The sequence below is a fragment of the Blautia sp. CAG:257 genome (assembly GCF_000433815.1).
Classification (GTDB): Bacteria; Bacillota; Clostridia; order Lachnospirales; family Lachnospiraceae; genus Blautia_A; species Blautia_A caecimuris.
In genome coordinates, this window is the sequence record NZ_HF999030.1 from 1 (window position 1) to 15,971 (window position 15,971).

Consider the following 15,971-nt stretch of genomic DNA (forward strand, 5'->3'; position numbering starts at 1 on the left):
TCCGGGGACGCAAAAAACTGCCTGTTTTCAGGCGCAGTCATATATTTCTGTGAATTTTTCATATTTCTCCTTCCAGCTTCTCCTTATCACATAAATTGTAATAATTATGCAGTCTGTTTTTCCTGCCACAGAAAAAGCTTCTGCCGTAAGGCTGATACGCTGTCACAAAACCTGTAATATATTATATATTTTAACATAGCATATCTTGTATGTAAAGTTGAAAAAAAGACTGAATTGGTCTAAATCTATGCCTCCTTTATGACAGATATCAACAATTTCATACTAAAATCATCTGATTTTAACATAAATTTCCTCTTTCTTTATTTCTGAAAAATCAGTAAAATACATTCTTACGGAACATTTATTATCTGCGGAAAACAGACTGCATAATACAGTTTTTCCCGATAAATACAAAAAGCACAGGAATCTGATATAATTCCTGTGCCTCAAGTAATATCTTTATTGCTGCTCTCGGAAAGAGACTTTTTATTTATCTCTCCAGATAATTCTGCCCTTGGACAGATCATACGGAGAAAGCTCGATTGTTACTTTATCTCCCGGAAGGATACGGATAAAATTCATACGAAGCTTACCGCTGATATGAGCGAGAACCACATGTTTGTTCTCCAGCTCTACCTTAAACATTGCGTTTGGAAGCTTCTCCAGTACAGTTCCTTCTACTTCAATCACATCTGCTTTTGACATCCTTAACCTCCTGTGTCATCTGTCATTTTGTAAGAGTCAGAATTTCCGGTTCGCCGTCTGTGATCAGAACGGTGTTTTCATAATGAGCGGAAAGAGATCCGTCCATTGTGACAACTGTCCAGTCATCGTCCTCCCAGGCCACGTCTGCGCGGCCAATATTGATCATCGGTTCAATTGCCAGAGTCATGCCCGGCATCAGCTTGATCCCACGGCGCTTCTGAGGAAAGTTTGGTATCTGGGGATCCTCATGAAGATGAGTTCCGATTCCGTGTCCAACCAGATCACGCACAATACCATAATTATATTTTGCTGCATAAGCTCCGATTGCCTTGGAAATATCATTCAGGTGATTTCCTGCCTTTGCAAATTTAATGCCTTCAAAGAAGCTCTGCTTTGTTACTTCCATAAGCTGACGGGCTTCCGGAGAAACTTCTCCTACTGCATAGATACGGGCTGCATCAGAATGATATCCCTGATAGATCAGTCCCGCGTCGATCTTTACAAGATCTCCTTCCTGAATGATTTTCTTTTTGGACGGGATTCCGTGTACCACCTCATCATTGATGCTGATACAGAAAGATCCCGGAAATCCGTTATAATTCAGAAAATTCGGAGTACAGCCCAGAGAGCGGATCATTTCCTCTCCGATACGGTCCAGTTCCTTGGTGCTGATTCCCGGTCTGATATGAGCAGCCAGTTCATTGTGGACCTTTTCCAGTAAATGACCGGCATGTCTCATAAGCTCTATTTCATGTTCTGACTTAATTGAAACTGACATTTTTTATTCTCCTAAAACTCCCACGATTTCCTGGAATACTTCATCCAGAGAACGTGTTCCGTCTACTGTTTTTAATACACCCTGCTCTGTATAGTAATCGATCAGAGGCTGTGTCTGCTCGTGGTATACGTTCAGACGCTTCTGAACAGTTTCCGGCTGGTCATCGTCACGAAGAACCAGTTTCTCTCCGCAGGTATCGCATACGCCTTCTGTCTTGGGAGCCGCATAAACAAGATGATAAGTAGCTCCGCATTTCAGGCAGGCGCGTCTTCCGCCCATACGGTTTACGATGTTTTCATCCGGAACATCCACATCAATGGCAAAGTCGATCTTGCTTCCCAGTTTCTCAAGAGCCTCTGTCAGACATTCTGCCTGAGGAATGGTTCTCGGAAAACCGTCAAGAACATAGCCGTTCTTTGCATCATCCTGCTGGATTCTGTCTACTACAAGATCACAGGTCAGTTCATCAGGTACAAGAAGCCCCTGATCCATATAGGTTTTTGCTTTTTTGCCAAGCTCCGTGCCGTTTTTGATGTTTGCACGGAAAATGTCTCCTGTGGAAATATGGGGAATTCCATATTTCTCAGCAATTTTTTTTGCCTGAGTTCCTTTTCCGGCACCCGGCGCACCCAGCATAATAATCCTCATAATCATACCCTCCTTATATTCCAGGACAAACAGGCAGCAATAAGGCGCTGTCCTGATTTATCCCTGATAACTTAAAATGGCTGCAGCATGCAGAAGCACACCGCAACCTTCATTTCCTGTGCACAACTTCATTGCTGACAATAAATTTGCGCACTAGTTAGCCAGAAAGCCTTTATAGTTGCGGACAAGCAACTGAGATTCAATCTGTTTCACAGTCTCAAGGACAACACCTACAACGATAATAAGTGAGGTTCCTCCAAAGGAAACCTGAGCCTTAAAGATACCGTTAAAGAAGAACGGAATAACTGCCACGATGATCAGGCCAACTGCGCCTATAAATATAATGTAAGTCAGGAGTTTCTCCAGATAATCGGATGTTGGTTTACCCGGACGGATACCCGGAATAAAGCCGCCCTGTTTCTTGATATTATCTGCAACTTCCAGTGGATTAAAGGTAATGGAAGTATAGAAATATGCAAAGAATACACAGAGAACAATATATACGATCAGGCCCCAGCTGTATTTCAGCTGAGACGGATCACACCAGTTACTGGAAGACAGCCCCTTCAAAATTTCACTTCCGATTCCTGTACCATTTGCTTTGCCTGCAAACTGAGCAATCAGTCCCGGGAAAGACATAATGGAAGAAGCAAAAATGATCGGGATAACTCCGGCAGTGTTTACTTTCAGAGGAATATGGTTTGTCTGACCGCCAACAAGCTTTCTTCCAACCATCTTCTTGGAATACTGTACCGGAATTCTTCTTTCAGCTCCGTTGAGAATAAGAACAAATACCACTACCACAAGAATAACTGCAAGAATGATCACACCTGCAAGCATTCCCTTGGCAATTGTTTTGCCTTTAATAAAGTTCTCATACAGAGTTACCATATCACTTGGGATTCTGGACACAATATTTACTGCAAGTACAATAGAAATACCGTTTCCGATTCCTTTTTCTGTGATACGCTCACCAATCCACATCAGCATAGCAGATCCTGCTGTCAGAGATACTACTACAACAATACCCTTAAGAATGTTCATGTCCTGAACAATGTTTCCTCTTGCAAAACCGATTGTCATTGCAATAGACTCAAACAGAGCAAGACCAACCGTTACATAACGGGTAATTGCTGTCATCTTCTTTCTTCCCTCTTCACCGTCTCTGTGCATTTCTTCCAGAGCAGGGATGGCAATTGTAAGAAGCTGAATGATAATGGATGATGTAATATATGGTGTAATGTTCAGAGCAAATATAGACATACTCTCAAAGGAGCCGCCGGTGAACGCATCAAAGAAGTTAAATGCGTCCCCGGTGTTGCTCTGAAACCACTGTCTGAATACGTCGCTGTCCACACCCGGAACAGGAAGCTGAGATCCGATTCGGATGACAAAGATCATTCCGATCACGTAAAACAGCTTACGACGCATCTCTTTTACTCTAAAGAGACTTTTGAGAGTTTCAAACATTAAATCACCTCTACTGTACCACCAGCAGCTTCAATTTTAGCTTTTGCGGTCTCGCTGACAGCGTTCACTTTTACGTTAAGTTTCTTAGTCAGCTCACCGTTTCCAAGAATCTTTACACCGTCGCCGATTTTGGAAATTGCACGGCTTTCCAGCAGACTCTCGGCTGTAACCTCTGCTCCGTCCTCAAAACGATTCAGAACGTCAACATTGATTGCAATGATCTCTTTGGAGTTTCTGTTTTTGAAGCCTCTCTTCGGAAGACGTCTGTATAAAGGCATCTGTCCACCTTCAAATCCCGGTTTCTTGTGTCCGGAACGTGCTAACTGTCCTTTATGTCCTTTTCCGGCTGTCTTTCCGTTTCCGGAACCATGTCCACGGCCTCTTCTGAAGTTATCACTGTGCTTGGAACCTTCTGCAGGTCTCAGGTTTGATAAATCCATGTTTGGCACCTCCTTTTATTATCTATACTGTGTAGAATTACTCTTCAACTTTTACCAGATGCTGAACCTGTTTGATCATTCCTCTTGTTGCAGCATTATCCGGCATTTCAACTGTTTTATGCATTTTTGTAAGTCCCATAGCAACTACAGTCTTTTTGTGTTTCGGAACTGCACCGATTGGAGACTTTACTAATGTAACCTTAATTGTATCTGCCATTTTTCGTTTCCTCCTTATGCCAGAATCTCATCTACAGATTTTCCGCGAAGTTTAGCAACTTCTTCCGGAGTCTTCAGCTGGCTGAGACCTTCGATGGTAGCCAGGACAACATTCTGTTTATTTCTGGAGCCCATACATTTTGTACGGATGTTCTTGATACCTGCAAGCTCGATTACGGCACGTGCCGGACCTCCGGCGATTACACCAGTACCTTCCGGAGCACGTTTCAGAAGCATCTCAGCGCTTCCGAATTTGCCTACGAAGTCATGTGTGATGGAACCGTTCTCGTCTCTTGCTACTGTTACCAGTTTTTTCATAGCATCTTCTTTTCCTTTGCGGATCGCTTCCGGAATTTCAGCTGCCTTTCCTAAACCTGCACCAACATGTCCGTTGCCGTCACCTACAACAACCAAAGCTGTGAAACGGAAGTTACGGCCACCTTTAACAACCTTGGTAACACGTTTGATTGACACTACTTTATCTTCTAATTCTAACTGACTAGCATCAATAAGATTATGTTTCATGTGTCTTTTTCCTCCCTTTTAGAATTTCAGTCCAGCTTCTCTTGCTGCGTCTGCTAATGCTTTAATTTTTCCGTGGTAAATGTAGCCTCCTCTGTCGAAAACTACGCTCTCGATACCTGCTTCAACTGCTTTCTTACCGATTACAGTTCCAAGATATGCTGCTGCTTTTACATCGTCTGTATGCTCAAGCTCTGCTTTTACATCTTTCTGAAGAGTAGAAGCTGATACTAAAGTTTTTCCCACGCTGTCATCAATAATCTGTGCATAGATATGCTTGTTGGAACGGAATACTGCCAGTCTTGGAGTAGTTGCTGTTCCATTCAGATGATGACGGAGTCTTCTATGTTTCTTTTCACGAATTTCCGCTCTGGATGCTTTCTTAATCATGTTCTCACTCTCCTTATTTATTTCTTACCGGTCTTACCGACTTTACGTCTGATCACTTCATCAGCATATTTGATTCCCTTGCCCTTATATGGCTCCGGTCTTCTCTTATCTCTGATCTCTGCTGCAAACTGACCAACTTTTTCTTTGCTGATACCGGAAACAATGATCTTGTTTCCATCAACTTTGGACTCGATTCCTTCAGGATCTTCCATCTCTACCGGGTGAGAATATCCAAGAGAAAGCACAAGCTTTTTGCCCTGCTTCTGAGCTCTATAACCTACACCGTTTACCTCAAGCTCTTTTGTGTAACCTTCGTTTACACCTGTTACCATGTTCTGGATAAGGCTTCTTGTTAAACCGTGCAAAGCTTTCATTTTTTTCAGATCGTTTGGTCTTGTAACAACTACATGACCATCTTCTACTTTGATTTCCATTTCTGTAGGAAGCGCTCTTTCAAGTGTTCCCTTTGGCCCTTTAACGGTCACTACATTGCCTGCTGCAACATTTACTTCAACGCCTGCAGGAATAGCTACCGGAAGTCTGCCGATACGTGACATAATATTGTCCTCCTTACTTAGATTGTCGGAGAGGAGATATCCTCCTCTCTGTTTTCAGTGGTTATATCTTAATGGTAAGATATTACAATGTTTCACCAAGGAAGTTCGATTCACTAAATTCAGCCATCGTTTTCACTCGGCTTCATTAAGTTCCTTCGAACAGCCTTCGCACTAAATTCATGCTGCGCCTGACGGCTTGCATTCATTAAGTTGCTTTCGGCCTACCATACGAATGCAAGAACTTCTCCGCCGACATGAAGCTTACGAGCCTCTTTGTCAGTGATAACGCCCTTGTTTGTGGAAATGATTGCGATTCCAAGTCCGCCAAGTACTCTCGGCAGCTCATCCTTGCCTGCGTATACACGAAGACCCGGTTTGGAAATTCTCTTCAGACCTGTGATGATCTTGTCGTTTTTAGTCTCACCGTATTTCAGTGTGATATGAAGTGTTTTGATAACACCGTCTTCTACTAAATCATACTTTGCAATATATCCCTCGTCAAGAAGAATATTTGCGATAGCAATTTTCATTTTGGATGCCGGAACATCTACTGTGTCATGTTTTGCAGTGTTAGCGTTACGGATTCTTGTAAGCATATCTGCAATCGGATCGCTCATTGTCATGTTAGTTTCCTCCTCTAATTTTCTTTTCAGACTTTACATGATATATTTTATATAAAATAATTACCAGGATGCTTTCTTTACGCCCGGGATCTGACCTTTGTAAGCCAGTTCACGGAAGCAGATACGGCAGATACCGTATTTTCTTAAGTAAGCGTGCGGACGACCGCAAATTCTGCAGCGGCTGTATTCTCTTGTGGAGAATTTCTGTTTGCGCTGCTGTTTGATTTTCATTGCTGTTTTAGCCATTTAAATTCTCCTCCTTATTTAGCAAAAGGCATGTTGAACTGTGTCAGAAGCTCACGAGCTTCCTCGTCAGTCTTCGCTGTTGTAACGAAGATGATGTCCATACCTCTTACCTTGTCTACTTTATCGTACTCAACTTCAGGGAAGATCAGCTGCTCTTTGATACCAAGAGCGTAGTTTCCTCTGCCGTCGAATGCGTTCGGGTTAACACCACGGAAGTCACGTACACGAGGAAGTGCAAGGTTGATCAGACGATCAGCGAACTCGTACATCTTCTCTCCTCTTAATGTTACTTTACAGCCGATCGGCATACCCTCTCTGATTTTGAAGTTAGCCACAGATTTTTTAGCCTTTGTTGCAACGGCTTTCTGACCTGTGATAAGCTCCATATCTGCGATAGCAGCGTCGAGAAGCTTAGCGTTCTCCTTAGCTTCACCAACACCCATGTTGATAACGATCTTTTCGAGCTTCGGCACTTCCATAACGTTTTTGTATCCGAATTTTTTGGTCATGTTGTCCATGATCTCATTTTTGTAAAGTTCTTTTAATCTACTCACCTGTCATGCCTCCTCTCTTATTTATCGATAACCTCGCCTGTTGCTTTTGCAACACGGACTTTTTTGTCTCCGTCCATCTTGAATCCGACTCTGGTTGCTTTTCCGTCTACTACCAGCATCACGTTAGATACATGAAGAGCGGCTTCTTTCTTTGTGATTCCGCCTGCCTGGTTTGCTGCAGATGGTTTGCTGTGCTTAGTAACCATGTTGACGTTTTCAACGATCACGGTGTTGTCTTTTACGTTAACGGCAAGGACTTTGCCCTCTTTGCCTTTATCTTTTCCAGCGATTACTTTAACAGTGTCGCCTTTTTTAATCTTCATAGCTGACATTAGGCACCCTCCTATAATACTTCCGGAGCTAAGGAAACGATCTTCATGAATTTTTTCTCACGAAGCTCTCTGGCAACTGGTCCAAAGATACGAGTTCCTCTCGGAGTTAAATCGTCTTTAATGATTACGGCTGCATTTTCATCGAAACGGATGTAGGATCCGTCTTTACGACGAGCGCCTTTTTTGGAACGAACAACAACAGCTTTTACTACGTCACCTTTTTTAACAACGCCGCCTGGTGTTGCATCTTTAACAGTAGCAACGATAGTGTCGCCGATATTTGCATATCTTCTTGTAGAGCCACCCATAACACGAATACAAAGGATTTCTTTTGCACCAGTGTTATCGGCAACTTTTAATCTAGTTTCCTGCTGAATCATACTGGTTTCCTCCTTATTTAGCTTTCTCTACGATCTCAACCAGTCTCCATCTTTTGTCCTTGGACAGCGGTCTGGTTTCCATAACTTTTACGGTATCACCGATATTGCACTCATTCTGTTCGTCATGAGCTTTTAATTTATATGTTCTCTTCACGATTTTTTTGTAAAGAGGATGTTTTACATGGTCTTCAATTGCAACTACGATGGTCTTGTCCATCTTATTGCTGACAACCTTACCCACACGGGTTTTTCTCAGATTTCTTTCCACGATTCTGTCCTCCTATATTCACTATTTCGCAGCGTTAGCCTGCTCAGTGATTACTGTCTGGATTCTGGCAATATTCTTACGAACCTCTTTGATCCGGCTTGTATTGTCTAATTGATTAGTTGCATTCTGAAATCTCAGGTTAAAAAGTTCTTTCTTAGCAGCTACTAATTCTTCGTTTAATTCTGCAGCTGATTTTGCTTTTAAATCTTCCACGAATTTATTAATTTTCACTGTTATCACCGCCTTCTAAGTCTGCACGAGAAACGATTTTACATTTACATGGTAACTTGTGCATTGCAAGACGTAATGCTTCACGGGCAACCTCTTCGGATACGCCTGCAATCTCAAACATTACACGTCCTGGCTTAACAACTGCTACCCAGTACTCCAGGGAACCTTTACCGGAACCCATACGTGTTTCTGCTGGTTTCGCTGTTACTGGTTTATCTGGGAAAATCTTAATCCAAACCTGTCCACCACGTTTGATATAACGTGTCATGGCAATACGGGCTGCCTCAATCTGGTTAGATCTGATCCAGCACGGTTCGGTAGCAACAAGACCGAATTCACCATAATTGATTTTGTTACCTCTAAGGGCTTTACCTCTCATGGAGCCACGGAATTGTTTACGACGTTTTACTCTTTTTGGCATTAACATTATTTATCGCTCCCTTCCTTAGTTCCTTTTGTGGGAAGTACTTCACCATTGTAGACCCAAGCTTTTACGCCAACTTTACCGTAAGTTGTGTCTGCCTCTGCGAAGCCATAGTCGATGTCAGCACGAAGTGTCTGAAGCGGAATAGTTCCTTCGCTGTAGAACTCTGTACGAGCCATATCAGCACCGCCAAGACGTCCGGATACAGATGTTTTGATTCCTTTTGCTCCGGCTTTCATTGTTCTCTGCATTGTAGATTTCATTGCACGACGGAAAGAAATACGGTTTTCAAGCTGAAGTGCGATGTTCTCTGCAACAAGCTGTGCATCTCTGTCCGGTCTCTTAACTTCTTTGATATCAACGATCAGTTTTTTATCTGTGTATTTCTGAAGTTCAGCTTTTACTTTTTCAATCTCAGATCCGCCTTTACCGATAACGATACCCGGTTTAGCAGTGTAGATGATGATCTTAACTCTGTCAGATGCTCTTTCGATCTCGATCTTGGAAACACCTGCGCTGTACAGTTTTTTCTTCAAAAATGTTCTGATATTGTAGTCTTCAACCAGATAATCTGCGAAGTCTGCTTCTGCATACCATCTGGAATCCCAATCCTTAATAACACCGACTCTAAGGCCATGTGGATTAACTTTCTGTCCCATGCTCTTCCTCCTTATCTTTCATCCAGCACGATGGTGATATGGCTTGTTCTCTTCTCGATTCTGTAAGCTCTACCCTGTGCTCTTGGCTGAATCCGCTTCATTGTAGGTCCTTTGTTTGCATAGCACTCTGCAATGTAGAGGTTTTCTGCGCTCATACCGTTGTTGTTCTCAGCGTTTGCGATTGCTGACTCAAGCAGCTTTTTGAGAACGCTGGAAGCATATCTCGGGTTATATGTGAGGATACCAAGTGCTGTCTGCACATCTTTGCCACGGATCGCATCTAATACATAGCATGCTTTCTGAACAGAAACTCTTGCATAAGATAATTTTGCAGACGGTCTTGTCTCTTTATTATTCTCATTTCTGGCTCTCTTAATCTGGCTTCTATGTCCCTTTGCCATTTTAAAGTGCCTCCTTTCTCGTAATCAATCATCTATGGGAATCACCGTGGCCACCCTTCACTGATGTCCGGTGACCAGGCGAATATTCTTATTTTATCTGCGAACTGCCGCTACAGTCTCACAAATTATCTGACACCGGATTTCTTCTCGTCTTTTCCGTGTCCTCTGTAAGTTCTTGTTGCAACGAACTCACCGAGTTTATGTCCTACCATATCCTCTGTAACGTATACCGGAACGTGCTTTCTTCCGTCATGGACAGCGATTGTATGTCCTACGAAGGAAGGGAAGATGGTGGAACGACGTGACCATGTTTTGATCACGGATTTATCGTTTGCAGCATTCATAGCGTCAACCTTTTTCAGCAGGCTTGCATCTGCGAAAGGTCCTTTTTTCAATGAACGAGACATTCTGTACCCTCCTTATTATTTCGCTAAAGCTTTTCCATCGCGTCTTCTTACGATGAGCTTGTTGGACTGTTTGTTTTTCTTTCTGGTCTTCAGACCAAGAGCAGGTTTGCCCCATGGTGTGCACGGACCCGGACGGCCGATACCGGTCTTTCCTTCACCACCACCGTGCGGATGGTCATTCGGGTTCATTACAGAACCACGAACTGTAGGTCTGATTCCCATGTGACGTTTACGTCCAGCTTTACCGATGTTTACAAGGTTGTGGTCACCGTTTCCAACTTCACCGATTGTTGCGCGGCATACAAGCGGAACCATTCTCATTTCACCTGACGGTAATCTTAATGTTGCATATTTGCCTTCTTTAGCCATTAACTGAGCGCCGTTTCCAGCAGAACGAACCATCTGTCCGCCCTTTCCAGGATGAAGCTCAATGTTGTGGATCATGGTACCAACCGGAATAAGTTCCAGCGGCAGGCAGTTACCAACACGGATTTCTGCCTCCGGTCCGTTCATAACCTTCTGTCCAACCTTAAGTCCTTCCGGAGCAAGGATGTAAGCTTTCTCGCCGTCTGCATAACAGATCAGAGCGATGTTTGCTGTTCTGTTCGGATCGTACTCAATTGTTTTAACTGTTGCCGGGATACCATCTTTTCTTCTCTTGAAGTCGATGATCCTGTATTTTCTTCTGCTTCCGCCTCCGCGGTGTCTTACTGTGATCTTGCCCTGGTTGTTACGTCCGGCATTTTTCTTTAAAGACACTACTAAGGATTTCTCTGGGGTGCTTGTTGTGATCTCAGAGAAGTCAGAACCAGTCATATGTCTTCTTGACGGTGTATATGGGTTATAGGTCTTAATTCCCATGGTGTTTCTCCTTTCGAATTTGTTATCGTGCTTTCGTGCACATAGTCAGGCTATCGTTTTGGATCAAAGTCCCTCGAAGATCTCGATATCTTTGCTTTCCTCTGTGAGAGCTACGATTGCCTTTTTGGTCTTGGCTGTTTTTCCAACAACCATACCGCGGCGTTTCTTTTTACCATCGTTGTTCATGGTGTTTACGCTCTTAACTTTTGTTCCTTCAAACATCTTTTCAACAGCTTCTTTGATCTGAGCTTTGTTTGCTTCCGGATGTACGAGGAATGTATATTTTTTCTCACCCATGATGTTCATGGATTTCTCTGTAATCACAGGTTTCAGGATTACGTCATAATATTTGATATCTGCCATTATGCGTACACCTCCTCAATGGATGCTACTGCATCTTTAGTAACCACTACAGTATTGTGTTTCATAACATCGTATACGTTCATAGTGTTTACAGTTGCAGTCTGTACATCAGCGATGTTTCTTGCGGAAAGTACTACGTTCTTATCATCAGAAGCTGTGATAACCAGAGCTTTCTCTGCTTTCAGGTTTGTAAGCACTCTCTGCATTTCTTTTGTCTTAACCTCTGCAAGTGCAAGGCTGTCAACAACTACCAGTTTATTATCCTGAACTTTAGAAGTAAGAGCGGATTTCAGAGCTGCTCTTCTTTCTTTTTTGTTCATTTTTACTTCATAGTCTCTCGGAACCGGAGCGAATACAACACCGCCGCCAGTCCACTGTGGTGCACGGATGGAACCCTGTCTTGCATGACCTGTTCCTTTCTGTCTCCACGGTTTTCTTCCGCCGCCGCTTACTTCAGAACGAGTTTTTGCTTTCTGAGTACCCTGGCGTTTATTTGCAAGCTGACGAACAACAGCAAGGTGAACCAGATGCTCGTTGATCTCTACGCCGAACACTGCATCGTTCAGTTCCATTGTTCCAACTTCATTGCCTTCCATATTATAAACAGTTACGTTTGCCATTCTGATGCTCCTCCTTTCTCAATTATAAAGACTTTACTGATTCTTTGATGGTCACCAGAGATTTCTTAGGTCCTGGAACAGCACCTTTAACTAACAGTAAATTATTCTCTGTATCTACGCGTACGATCTCAAGGTTCTGTACAGTTACCTGAACATTTCCCATCTGACCTGGCATCTTTTTGCCCTTGAATACTTTACTCGGATCAGATGCAGCGCCGTTGGAACCTGCATGACGGTGATATTTGGAACCGTGAGCCATAGGTCCTCTGGACTGTCCATGTCTCTTGATCGCACCCTGGAAGCCTTTACCTTTTGAGATTGCAGTTGCATCGATATGATCGCCTGCAGCAAAGATGTCAGCCTTAATTTCCTGTCCTACCTGATATTCAGCAGCGTTGTCGAATCTGAACTCTTTCAGGAATCTCTTTACCTCAACGCCTGCTTTTTCAAAGTGGCCTTTTTCCGGTTTGTTGACCAGTTTCTCTCTGATCTCACCAAAACCAACCTGAACTGCTGCATATCCGTCGTTGTCTTCAGTCTTAACCTGAGTTACCACACACGGACCAGCCTGTAAAACTGTTACCGGAATCAGAAGACCATCTTCATTGAAGATCTGAGTCATTCCGACTTTTGTAGCTAAGATAGCTTTCTTCATTACATTTTCCTCCTTATAGCGGATTGCCCTGACGGGTAATCATATAGTTTTTGAAGCACTCGGAATCCCGAGTGAACTTACCTTGTTCATGTGCCGACTGACCTGAGCCAGCCAGCAAGCAGTACCGGGTACTGCTTATTTTGTTTTCATTTTGATATCGATGTGAACACCTGCCGGCATTTCCAGTCTGGAAAGTGCGTCTACAGTTTTCTGAGTAGGTGTCATGATATCGATGAGTCTCTTATGAGTTCTCTGCTCGAACTGTTCTCTGGAATCTTTGTATTTGTGAACAGCTCTTAAGATTGTTACAACCTCTTTTTTTGTCGGAAGCGGAACCGGTCCGCTTACCTTTGCACCGTTCTTCTTAACAGTGTCGATGATTTTTGCTGCGGATGCATCTACTAACTGATGATCATAAGCTTTTAATGTGATTCTCATTACCTGATTTGCCATAAAAAAAGTCTCCTCCTATTCGTACTCAATTATGCAGTACGACAAGCGGCGACTGTACACATCTCCGTGTGTGTCCTAAGACATCTCTTCACACGCCCATCCCAAGATGGTTATTGAACTCTGTACAGTGACTTGTCGTCAGTTTCCTAACTTGACATTCGCTCCACGGAAAACCTGCTAATCAAAGCAGCAACCTCGCGCTTCATTGCTATCATGTCACAGCAGTTATCAGTATACACAATGATTTCCAATAATGCAAGTACTTTTTTTAATTTTTCTTATTTTTTTTGCATATGAAGAAATCCCATGGCATATACGCAAAAACAGTACCTATATAATAGGAACAGTTTTTGTTCTCTTATAAATCCTATATAAAACAGCCGTCCTTTTTCTTTTGTATAACCATATATAATAGGAAAGATTTCCCTATTTTCACACAAAAACAAAGCGCAGACCGGATCGTTCATACCTGTCTGCGCTTTGCTGATATTTCTTTTTATTCTTCTTCGCTTTCTTCTGTGTCTCCTCCAAGGATATCAGAATAATCAAAGAATGTTACTTTTGTAATGGAGTCTCTCACAATATCAGGAGCGTCTCCTTCTCTTTTTGCCTTATCTGCAAGCTGGGAAGCCGTCCATACCGGCATCGCCATCTTTTTGATCTCAACAGGAGTTTCCTCTTCCTCCCATTCCTCTTCTTCTCTCTTCATACGGGCTCTTTCTTCATGAAGCTCACGGAAGCTTGGAAGCTCTTCTGTGTGATCAGCCGGGATCTCCATAGCCGCCGCTTCTTCTGCTGTAGCTGCCGCAATCTCTTTTTTCAGCAATTCATGCGCTTCGCTTGTAGCCGCCTGCATATTCTCCGGACGAACCCCTGATCTTTCCTGGCGTCTTACCGGGCGTTCCTCTTCCAGATCGTCCTCGTAGATCTCATCTACAAATCCGCCGGTACGAATCTTCTTTCTTCTCTCTTTTTCTTCTTTCTTCGCCCTTTTTCTGCGGTCTTTTTCTCCGTAAAGAAGCTCTCTGTCCTCTTCCTGCATACGTCTTTCGCGGGCTTTTTCTTCCATCTTCAGTTCTTTCTGAGTTTTAAGATACCTGCGGTCTCCCTGGAGATCTTCATACTCATCAAGTGTTTCAGGCTTTTTCCACAGCTCTGCGATCACATAGAGAATGATCAGGAAAAGAACTGCAAGAGCAAGAACGATAATTCCCTCTGTGCTCTCTGTTGCCGCCATAAGATATCCGATCAGAGGAACTGTGACCACAACCTTGGGAACCCAGTTTTTTACAGACACATTGATATTTTCAGATGCGGCTGCCTCGGGATCAATGGCAACTCCTGTATTTGTCTGTCTGTCAACACTTACAAGGTTATAACGATAAGTACCTTCTCCGTCCTGTACAAGGATCGGAGCGCCGGCATTTACTGTCTCAGTCTTTACAGGAATCGCATAAGTAACGGAACCCATCGCCAGGTTTGTTTCCTTATTTTTATTATCAACGATCACCGTTTTTACCCCAAAAAACGGCGGCAGTGCCAGACCCAGCACTATAGCAATCGTACATATTATTACAAAATGTACGATAAATTTCAAAAATTTAGACATTTGTATATCCCTCACTTCTGTTTTTGTGGTAGTAGTGTTTTGAATACTTTAGTTATTATACCTTTTTTTTCTGCTACGGTCAACTTATAATACTTGTTTTTTTACTGCGCTCAACTTATAATGGCACATATCAAATAATAATCAGAAGGAGGACCTTTATGGATTTTCTGAATTTGCTCTCACAATATCGGACACCTGCAGGCGATGTCTTTTTTCAGGGCATTACTCTTCTTGCTCAGGAAACATTTGTAGTTGTTGTGATCTGCTGGCTTTTCTGGTGTTCCAATAAAAAGCTTGCCTATTGTCTCGGGTTTACATATTTCACTTCCGGGCTTCTTGTCCAGGGATTAAAAATAACTTTTCGCGTTCCCCGTCCCTGGCTTCTGGATCCGGCCTTTGAACCGGTTGCCTCCGCAGTGCCCGGCGCAACCGGATACTCTTTTCCAAGCGGTCACACACAGAGCATCACGGCTCTTCTGGGAACACTGGGACTGTATACAAGAAAAAAGCCCGCCCGGTTTCTGTGCGCGCTTTTTATTCTGCTTGTAGGCTTTTCCCGTATGTATCTGGGCTGTCATACTCCTCAGGATGTAATTGTATCTTTTCTGGTAACTTTCCTGTGCGTGGCGCTCTGCTACTCTTTTCTGTATAAAAAAGATTTCTCGGCCGGAAAAGAACTTTTGATTTCTCTGTGCATGGCAGCCGTATGCGCGGCTCTTCTGAGCTATACAGCTGTTCTTTATAAAAACGGAACAATTGAATTTCACTATGCGCAGGACTGTATCAAAGCCTGCGGCGCCGGCTTTGCCTTTGCTGTCGGTTATTACATTACAGAAACTCATATTTCTTTTACTCCTCCGGATTCCACCCGGAAACGTATCATTCGTTTTCTTGTGGGAATAGCAGTGACGCTGCTTATCCAGACCGGACTGAAGCCTTTGATAGGAGAATCTCTTCCAGCTTCTTTTGTACGGTATTTTATGGTGGTTATCTGGGTTGTAACCGTTTACCCGTTCCTTTTTTCCAGAAAGCAGCAGACCACCTGACACAATGCCCAGATTTAAAAATCAGAGCCCCTTTACTGTTCTTTTCCATTTTGACAATGAAATCTGCCAGTCGCTCCCACCCGTAAAACGGGTGGCTCGACGGACGGCTATAA

General features: G+C 43.2%; 27 protein-coding genes. 1 reads left to right on the forward strand and 26 read right to left on the reverse strand.

The window, feature by feature from the left end; all coding sequences use genetic code 11:
• Positions 1-486: 486 nt before the first annotated feature.
• The 26 genes from infA to QVP40_RS04740 form a co-directional block, all read right to left on the reverse strand.
• The gene (infA, locus tag QVP40_RS04615) at positions 487-705 is read right to left on the reverse strand and encodes a translation initiation factor IF-1 (RefSeq protein WP_005428560.1); all 219 of its coding nucleotides are present in this window, start codon (positions 703-705) and stop codon (positions 487-489) included.
• 22 nt (positions 706-727) lie between these two features.
• Positions 728-1,483, reverse strand: a complete 756-nt coding sequence (map, locus tag QVP40_RS04620) for a type I methionyl aminopeptidase (protein WP_022067315.1) — start codon at positions 1,481-1,483, stop codon at positions 728-730.
• Between the two features lie 3 nt (positions 1,484-1,486).
• Complete coding sequence (locus tag QVP40_RS04625) at positions 1,487-2,131, reverse strand: adenylate kinase (RefSeq protein WP_022067316.1); 645 nt, start codon at positions 2,129-2,131, stop codon at positions 1,487-1,489.
• Positions 2,132-2,284: 153 nt separating this feature from the next.
• Positions 2,285-3,601, reverse strand: a complete 1,317-nt coding sequence (secY, locus tag QVP40_RS04630) for a preprotein translocase subunit SecY (protein WP_022067317.1) — start codon at positions 3,599-3,601, stop codon at positions 2,285-2,287.
• On the reverse strand, positions 3,601-4,041 hold the full coding sequence (gene rplO / locus QVP40_RS04635) for a 50S ribosomal protein L15 (protein WP_022067318.1): 441 nt from the start codon (positions 4,039-4,041) through the stop codon (positions 3,601-3,603). The genes secY and rplO overlap by 1 nt, the downstream gene beginning before the upstream one ends.
• 37 nt (positions 4,042-4,078) lie before the next feature.
• The gene (rpmD, locus tag QVP40_RS04640; protein WP_022067319.1) at positions 4,079-4,258 is read right to left on the reverse strand and encodes a 50S ribosomal protein L30; all 180 of its coding nucleotides are present in this window, start codon (positions 4,256-4,258) and stop codon (positions 4,079-4,081) included.
• A gap of 14 nt (positions 4,259-4,272) precedes the next feature.
• Entirely contained in the window at positions 4,273-4,782 is a 510-nt protein-coding gene (gene rpsE / locus QVP40_RS04645; RefSeq protein ID WP_022067320.1) for a 30S ribosomal protein S5, read from the reverse strand.
• A gap of 18 nt (positions 4,783-4,800) precedes the next feature.
• Positions 4,801-5,169, reverse strand: coding sequence for a 50S ribosomal protein L18 (gene rplR / locus QVP40_RS04650; RefSeq protein ID WP_022067321.1), 369 nt, complete (start codon positions 5,167-5,169; stop codon positions 4,801-4,803).
• A gap of 17 nt (positions 5,170-5,186) precedes the next feature.
• Positions 5,187-5,726 carry a 50S ribosomal protein L6 gene (gene rplF / locus QVP40_RS04655; RefSeq protein ID WP_022067322.1) on the reverse strand — a complete coding sequence of 180 codons (540 nt, stop codon included), beginning with the start codon at positions 5,724-5,726 and terminating at the stop codon, positions 5,187-5,189.
• A gap of 221 nt (positions 5,727-5,947) precedes the next feature.
• Entirely contained in the window at positions 5,948-6,349 is a 402-nt protein-coding gene (gene rpsH / locus QVP40_RS04660) for a 30S ribosomal protein S8 (RefSeq protein ID WP_022067323.1), read from the reverse strand.
• A gap of 60 nt (positions 6,350-6,409) precedes the next feature.
• Positions 6,410-6,595, reverse strand: a complete 186-nt coding sequence (locus tag QVP40_RS04665) for a type Z 30S ribosomal protein S14 (RefSeq protein ID WP_005424988.1) — start codon at positions 6,593-6,595, stop codon at positions 6,410-6,412.
• A 14-nt stretch (positions 6,596-6,609) separates the two neighbouring features.
• Positions 6,610-7,149 (reverse strand): 50S ribosomal protein L5, encoded by a 540-nt coding sequence (gene rplE / locus QVP40_RS04670; RefSeq protein ID WP_022067324.1) that lies wholly within the window; start codon positions 7,147-7,149, stop codon positions 6,610-6,612.
• Positions 7,150-7,166: 17 nt separating this feature from the next.
• Complete coding sequence (gene rplX, locus QVP40_RS04675) at positions 7,167-7,481, reverse strand: 50S ribosomal protein L24 (protein WP_022067325.1); 315 nt, start codon at positions 7,479-7,481, stop codon at positions 7,167-7,169.
• Between the two features lie 11 nt (positions 7,482-7,492).
• Positions 7,493-7,861 (reverse strand): 50S ribosomal protein L14, encoded by a 369-nt coding sequence (rplN, locus tag QVP40_RS04680; RefSeq protein WP_022067326.1) that lies wholly within the window; start codon positions 7,859-7,861, stop codon positions 7,493-7,495.
• A 13-nt stretch (positions 7,862-7,874) separates the two neighbouring features.
• Positions 7,875-8,129 (reverse strand): 30S ribosomal protein S17, encoded by a 255-nt coding sequence (gene rpsQ / locus QVP40_RS04685; RefSeq protein ID WP_022067327.1) that lies wholly within the window; start codon positions 8,127-8,129, stop codon positions 7,875-7,877.
• 21 nt (positions 8,130-8,150) lie between these two features.
• The gene (gene rpmC / locus QVP40_RS04690) at positions 8,151-8,360 is read right to left on the reverse strand and encodes a 50S ribosomal protein L29 (RefSeq protein ID WP_022067328.1); all 210 of its coding nucleotides are present in this window, start codon (positions 8,358-8,360) and stop codon (positions 8,151-8,153) included.
• Positions 8,350-8,787: a 50S ribosomal protein L16 gene (gene rplP, locus QVP40_RS04695; RefSeq protein WP_022067329.1), complete on the reverse strand. Its 438-nt coding sequence runs from the start codon at positions 8,785-8,787 to the stop codon at positions 8,350-8,352. Before rplP ends, rpmC begins: the two co-directional genes overlap by 11 nt.
• Positions 8,787-9,443, reverse strand: a complete 657-nt coding sequence (gene rpsC, locus QVP40_RS04700) for a 30S ribosomal protein S3 (protein ID WP_022067330.1) — start codon at positions 9,441-9,443, stop codon at positions 8,787-8,789. Before rpsC ends, rplP begins: the two co-directional genes overlap by 1 nt.
• 11 nt (positions 9,444-9,454) lie before the next feature.
• On the reverse strand, positions 9,455-9,844 hold the full coding sequence (gene rplV, locus QVP40_RS04705; RefSeq protein WP_022067331.1) for a 50S ribosomal protein L22: 390 nt from the start codon (positions 9,842-9,844) through the stop codon (positions 9,455-9,457).
• A gap of 125 nt (positions 9,845-9,969) precedes the next feature.
• On the reverse strand, positions 9,970-10,251 hold the full coding sequence (gene rpsS / locus QVP40_RS04710) for a 30S ribosomal protein S19 (protein WP_022067332.1): 282 nt from the start codon (positions 10,249-10,251) through the stop codon (positions 9,970-9,972).
• Between the two features lie 15 nt (positions 10,252-10,266).
• Positions 10,267-11,112 carry a 50S ribosomal protein L2 gene (rplB, locus tag QVP40_RS04715; protein ID WP_022067333.1) on the reverse strand — a complete coding sequence of 282 codons (846 nt, stop codon included), beginning with the start codon at positions 11,110-11,112 and terminating at the stop codon, positions 10,267-10,269.
• 63 nt (positions 11,113-11,175) lie between these two features.
• Positions 11,176-11,475 carry a 50S ribosomal protein L23 gene (gene rplW, locus QVP40_RS04720; RefSeq protein ID WP_022067334.1) on the reverse strand — a complete coding sequence of 100 codons (300 nt, stop codon included), beginning with the start codon at positions 11,473-11,475 and terminating at the stop codon, positions 11,176-11,178.
• On the reverse strand, positions 11,475-12,095 hold the full coding sequence (gene rplD / locus QVP40_RS04725; protein WP_022067335.1) for a 50S ribosomal protein L4: 621 nt from the start codon (positions 12,093-12,095) through the stop codon (positions 11,475-11,477). Before rplD ends, rplW begins: the two co-directional genes overlap by 1 nt.
• A 22-nt stretch (positions 12,096-12,117) precedes the next feature.
• Entirely contained in the window at positions 12,118-12,750 is a 633-nt protein-coding gene (gene rplC, locus QVP40_RS04730; RefSeq protein ID WP_022067336.1) for a 50S ribosomal protein L3, read from the reverse strand.
• Positions 12,751-12,885: 135 nt separating this feature from the next.
• Positions 12,886-13,203: a 30S ribosomal protein S10 gene (rpsJ, locus tag QVP40_RS04735; protein ID WP_022067337.1), complete on the reverse strand. Its 318-nt coding sequence runs from the start codon at positions 13,201-13,203 to the stop codon at positions 12,886-12,888.
• A gap of 496 nt (positions 13,204-13,699) precedes the next feature.
• Positions 13,700-14,812 (reverse strand): hypothetical protein, encoded by a 1,113-nt coding sequence (locus tag QVP40_RS04740; RefSeq protein WP_022067338.1) that lies wholly within the window; start codon positions 14,810-14,812, stop codon positions 13,700-13,702.
• Positions 14,813-14,970: 158 nt separating this feature from the next.
• Here QVP40_RS04740 and QVP40_RS04745 point away from each other — a divergent pair, with 158 nt between their 5' ends.
• Positions 14,971-15,858, forward strand: a complete 888-nt coding sequence (locus QVP40_RS04745; protein WP_022067339.1) for a phosphatase PAP2 family protein — start codon at positions 14,971-14,973, stop codon at positions 15,856-15,858.
• Positions 15,859-15,971 lie beyond the last annotated feature (113 nt).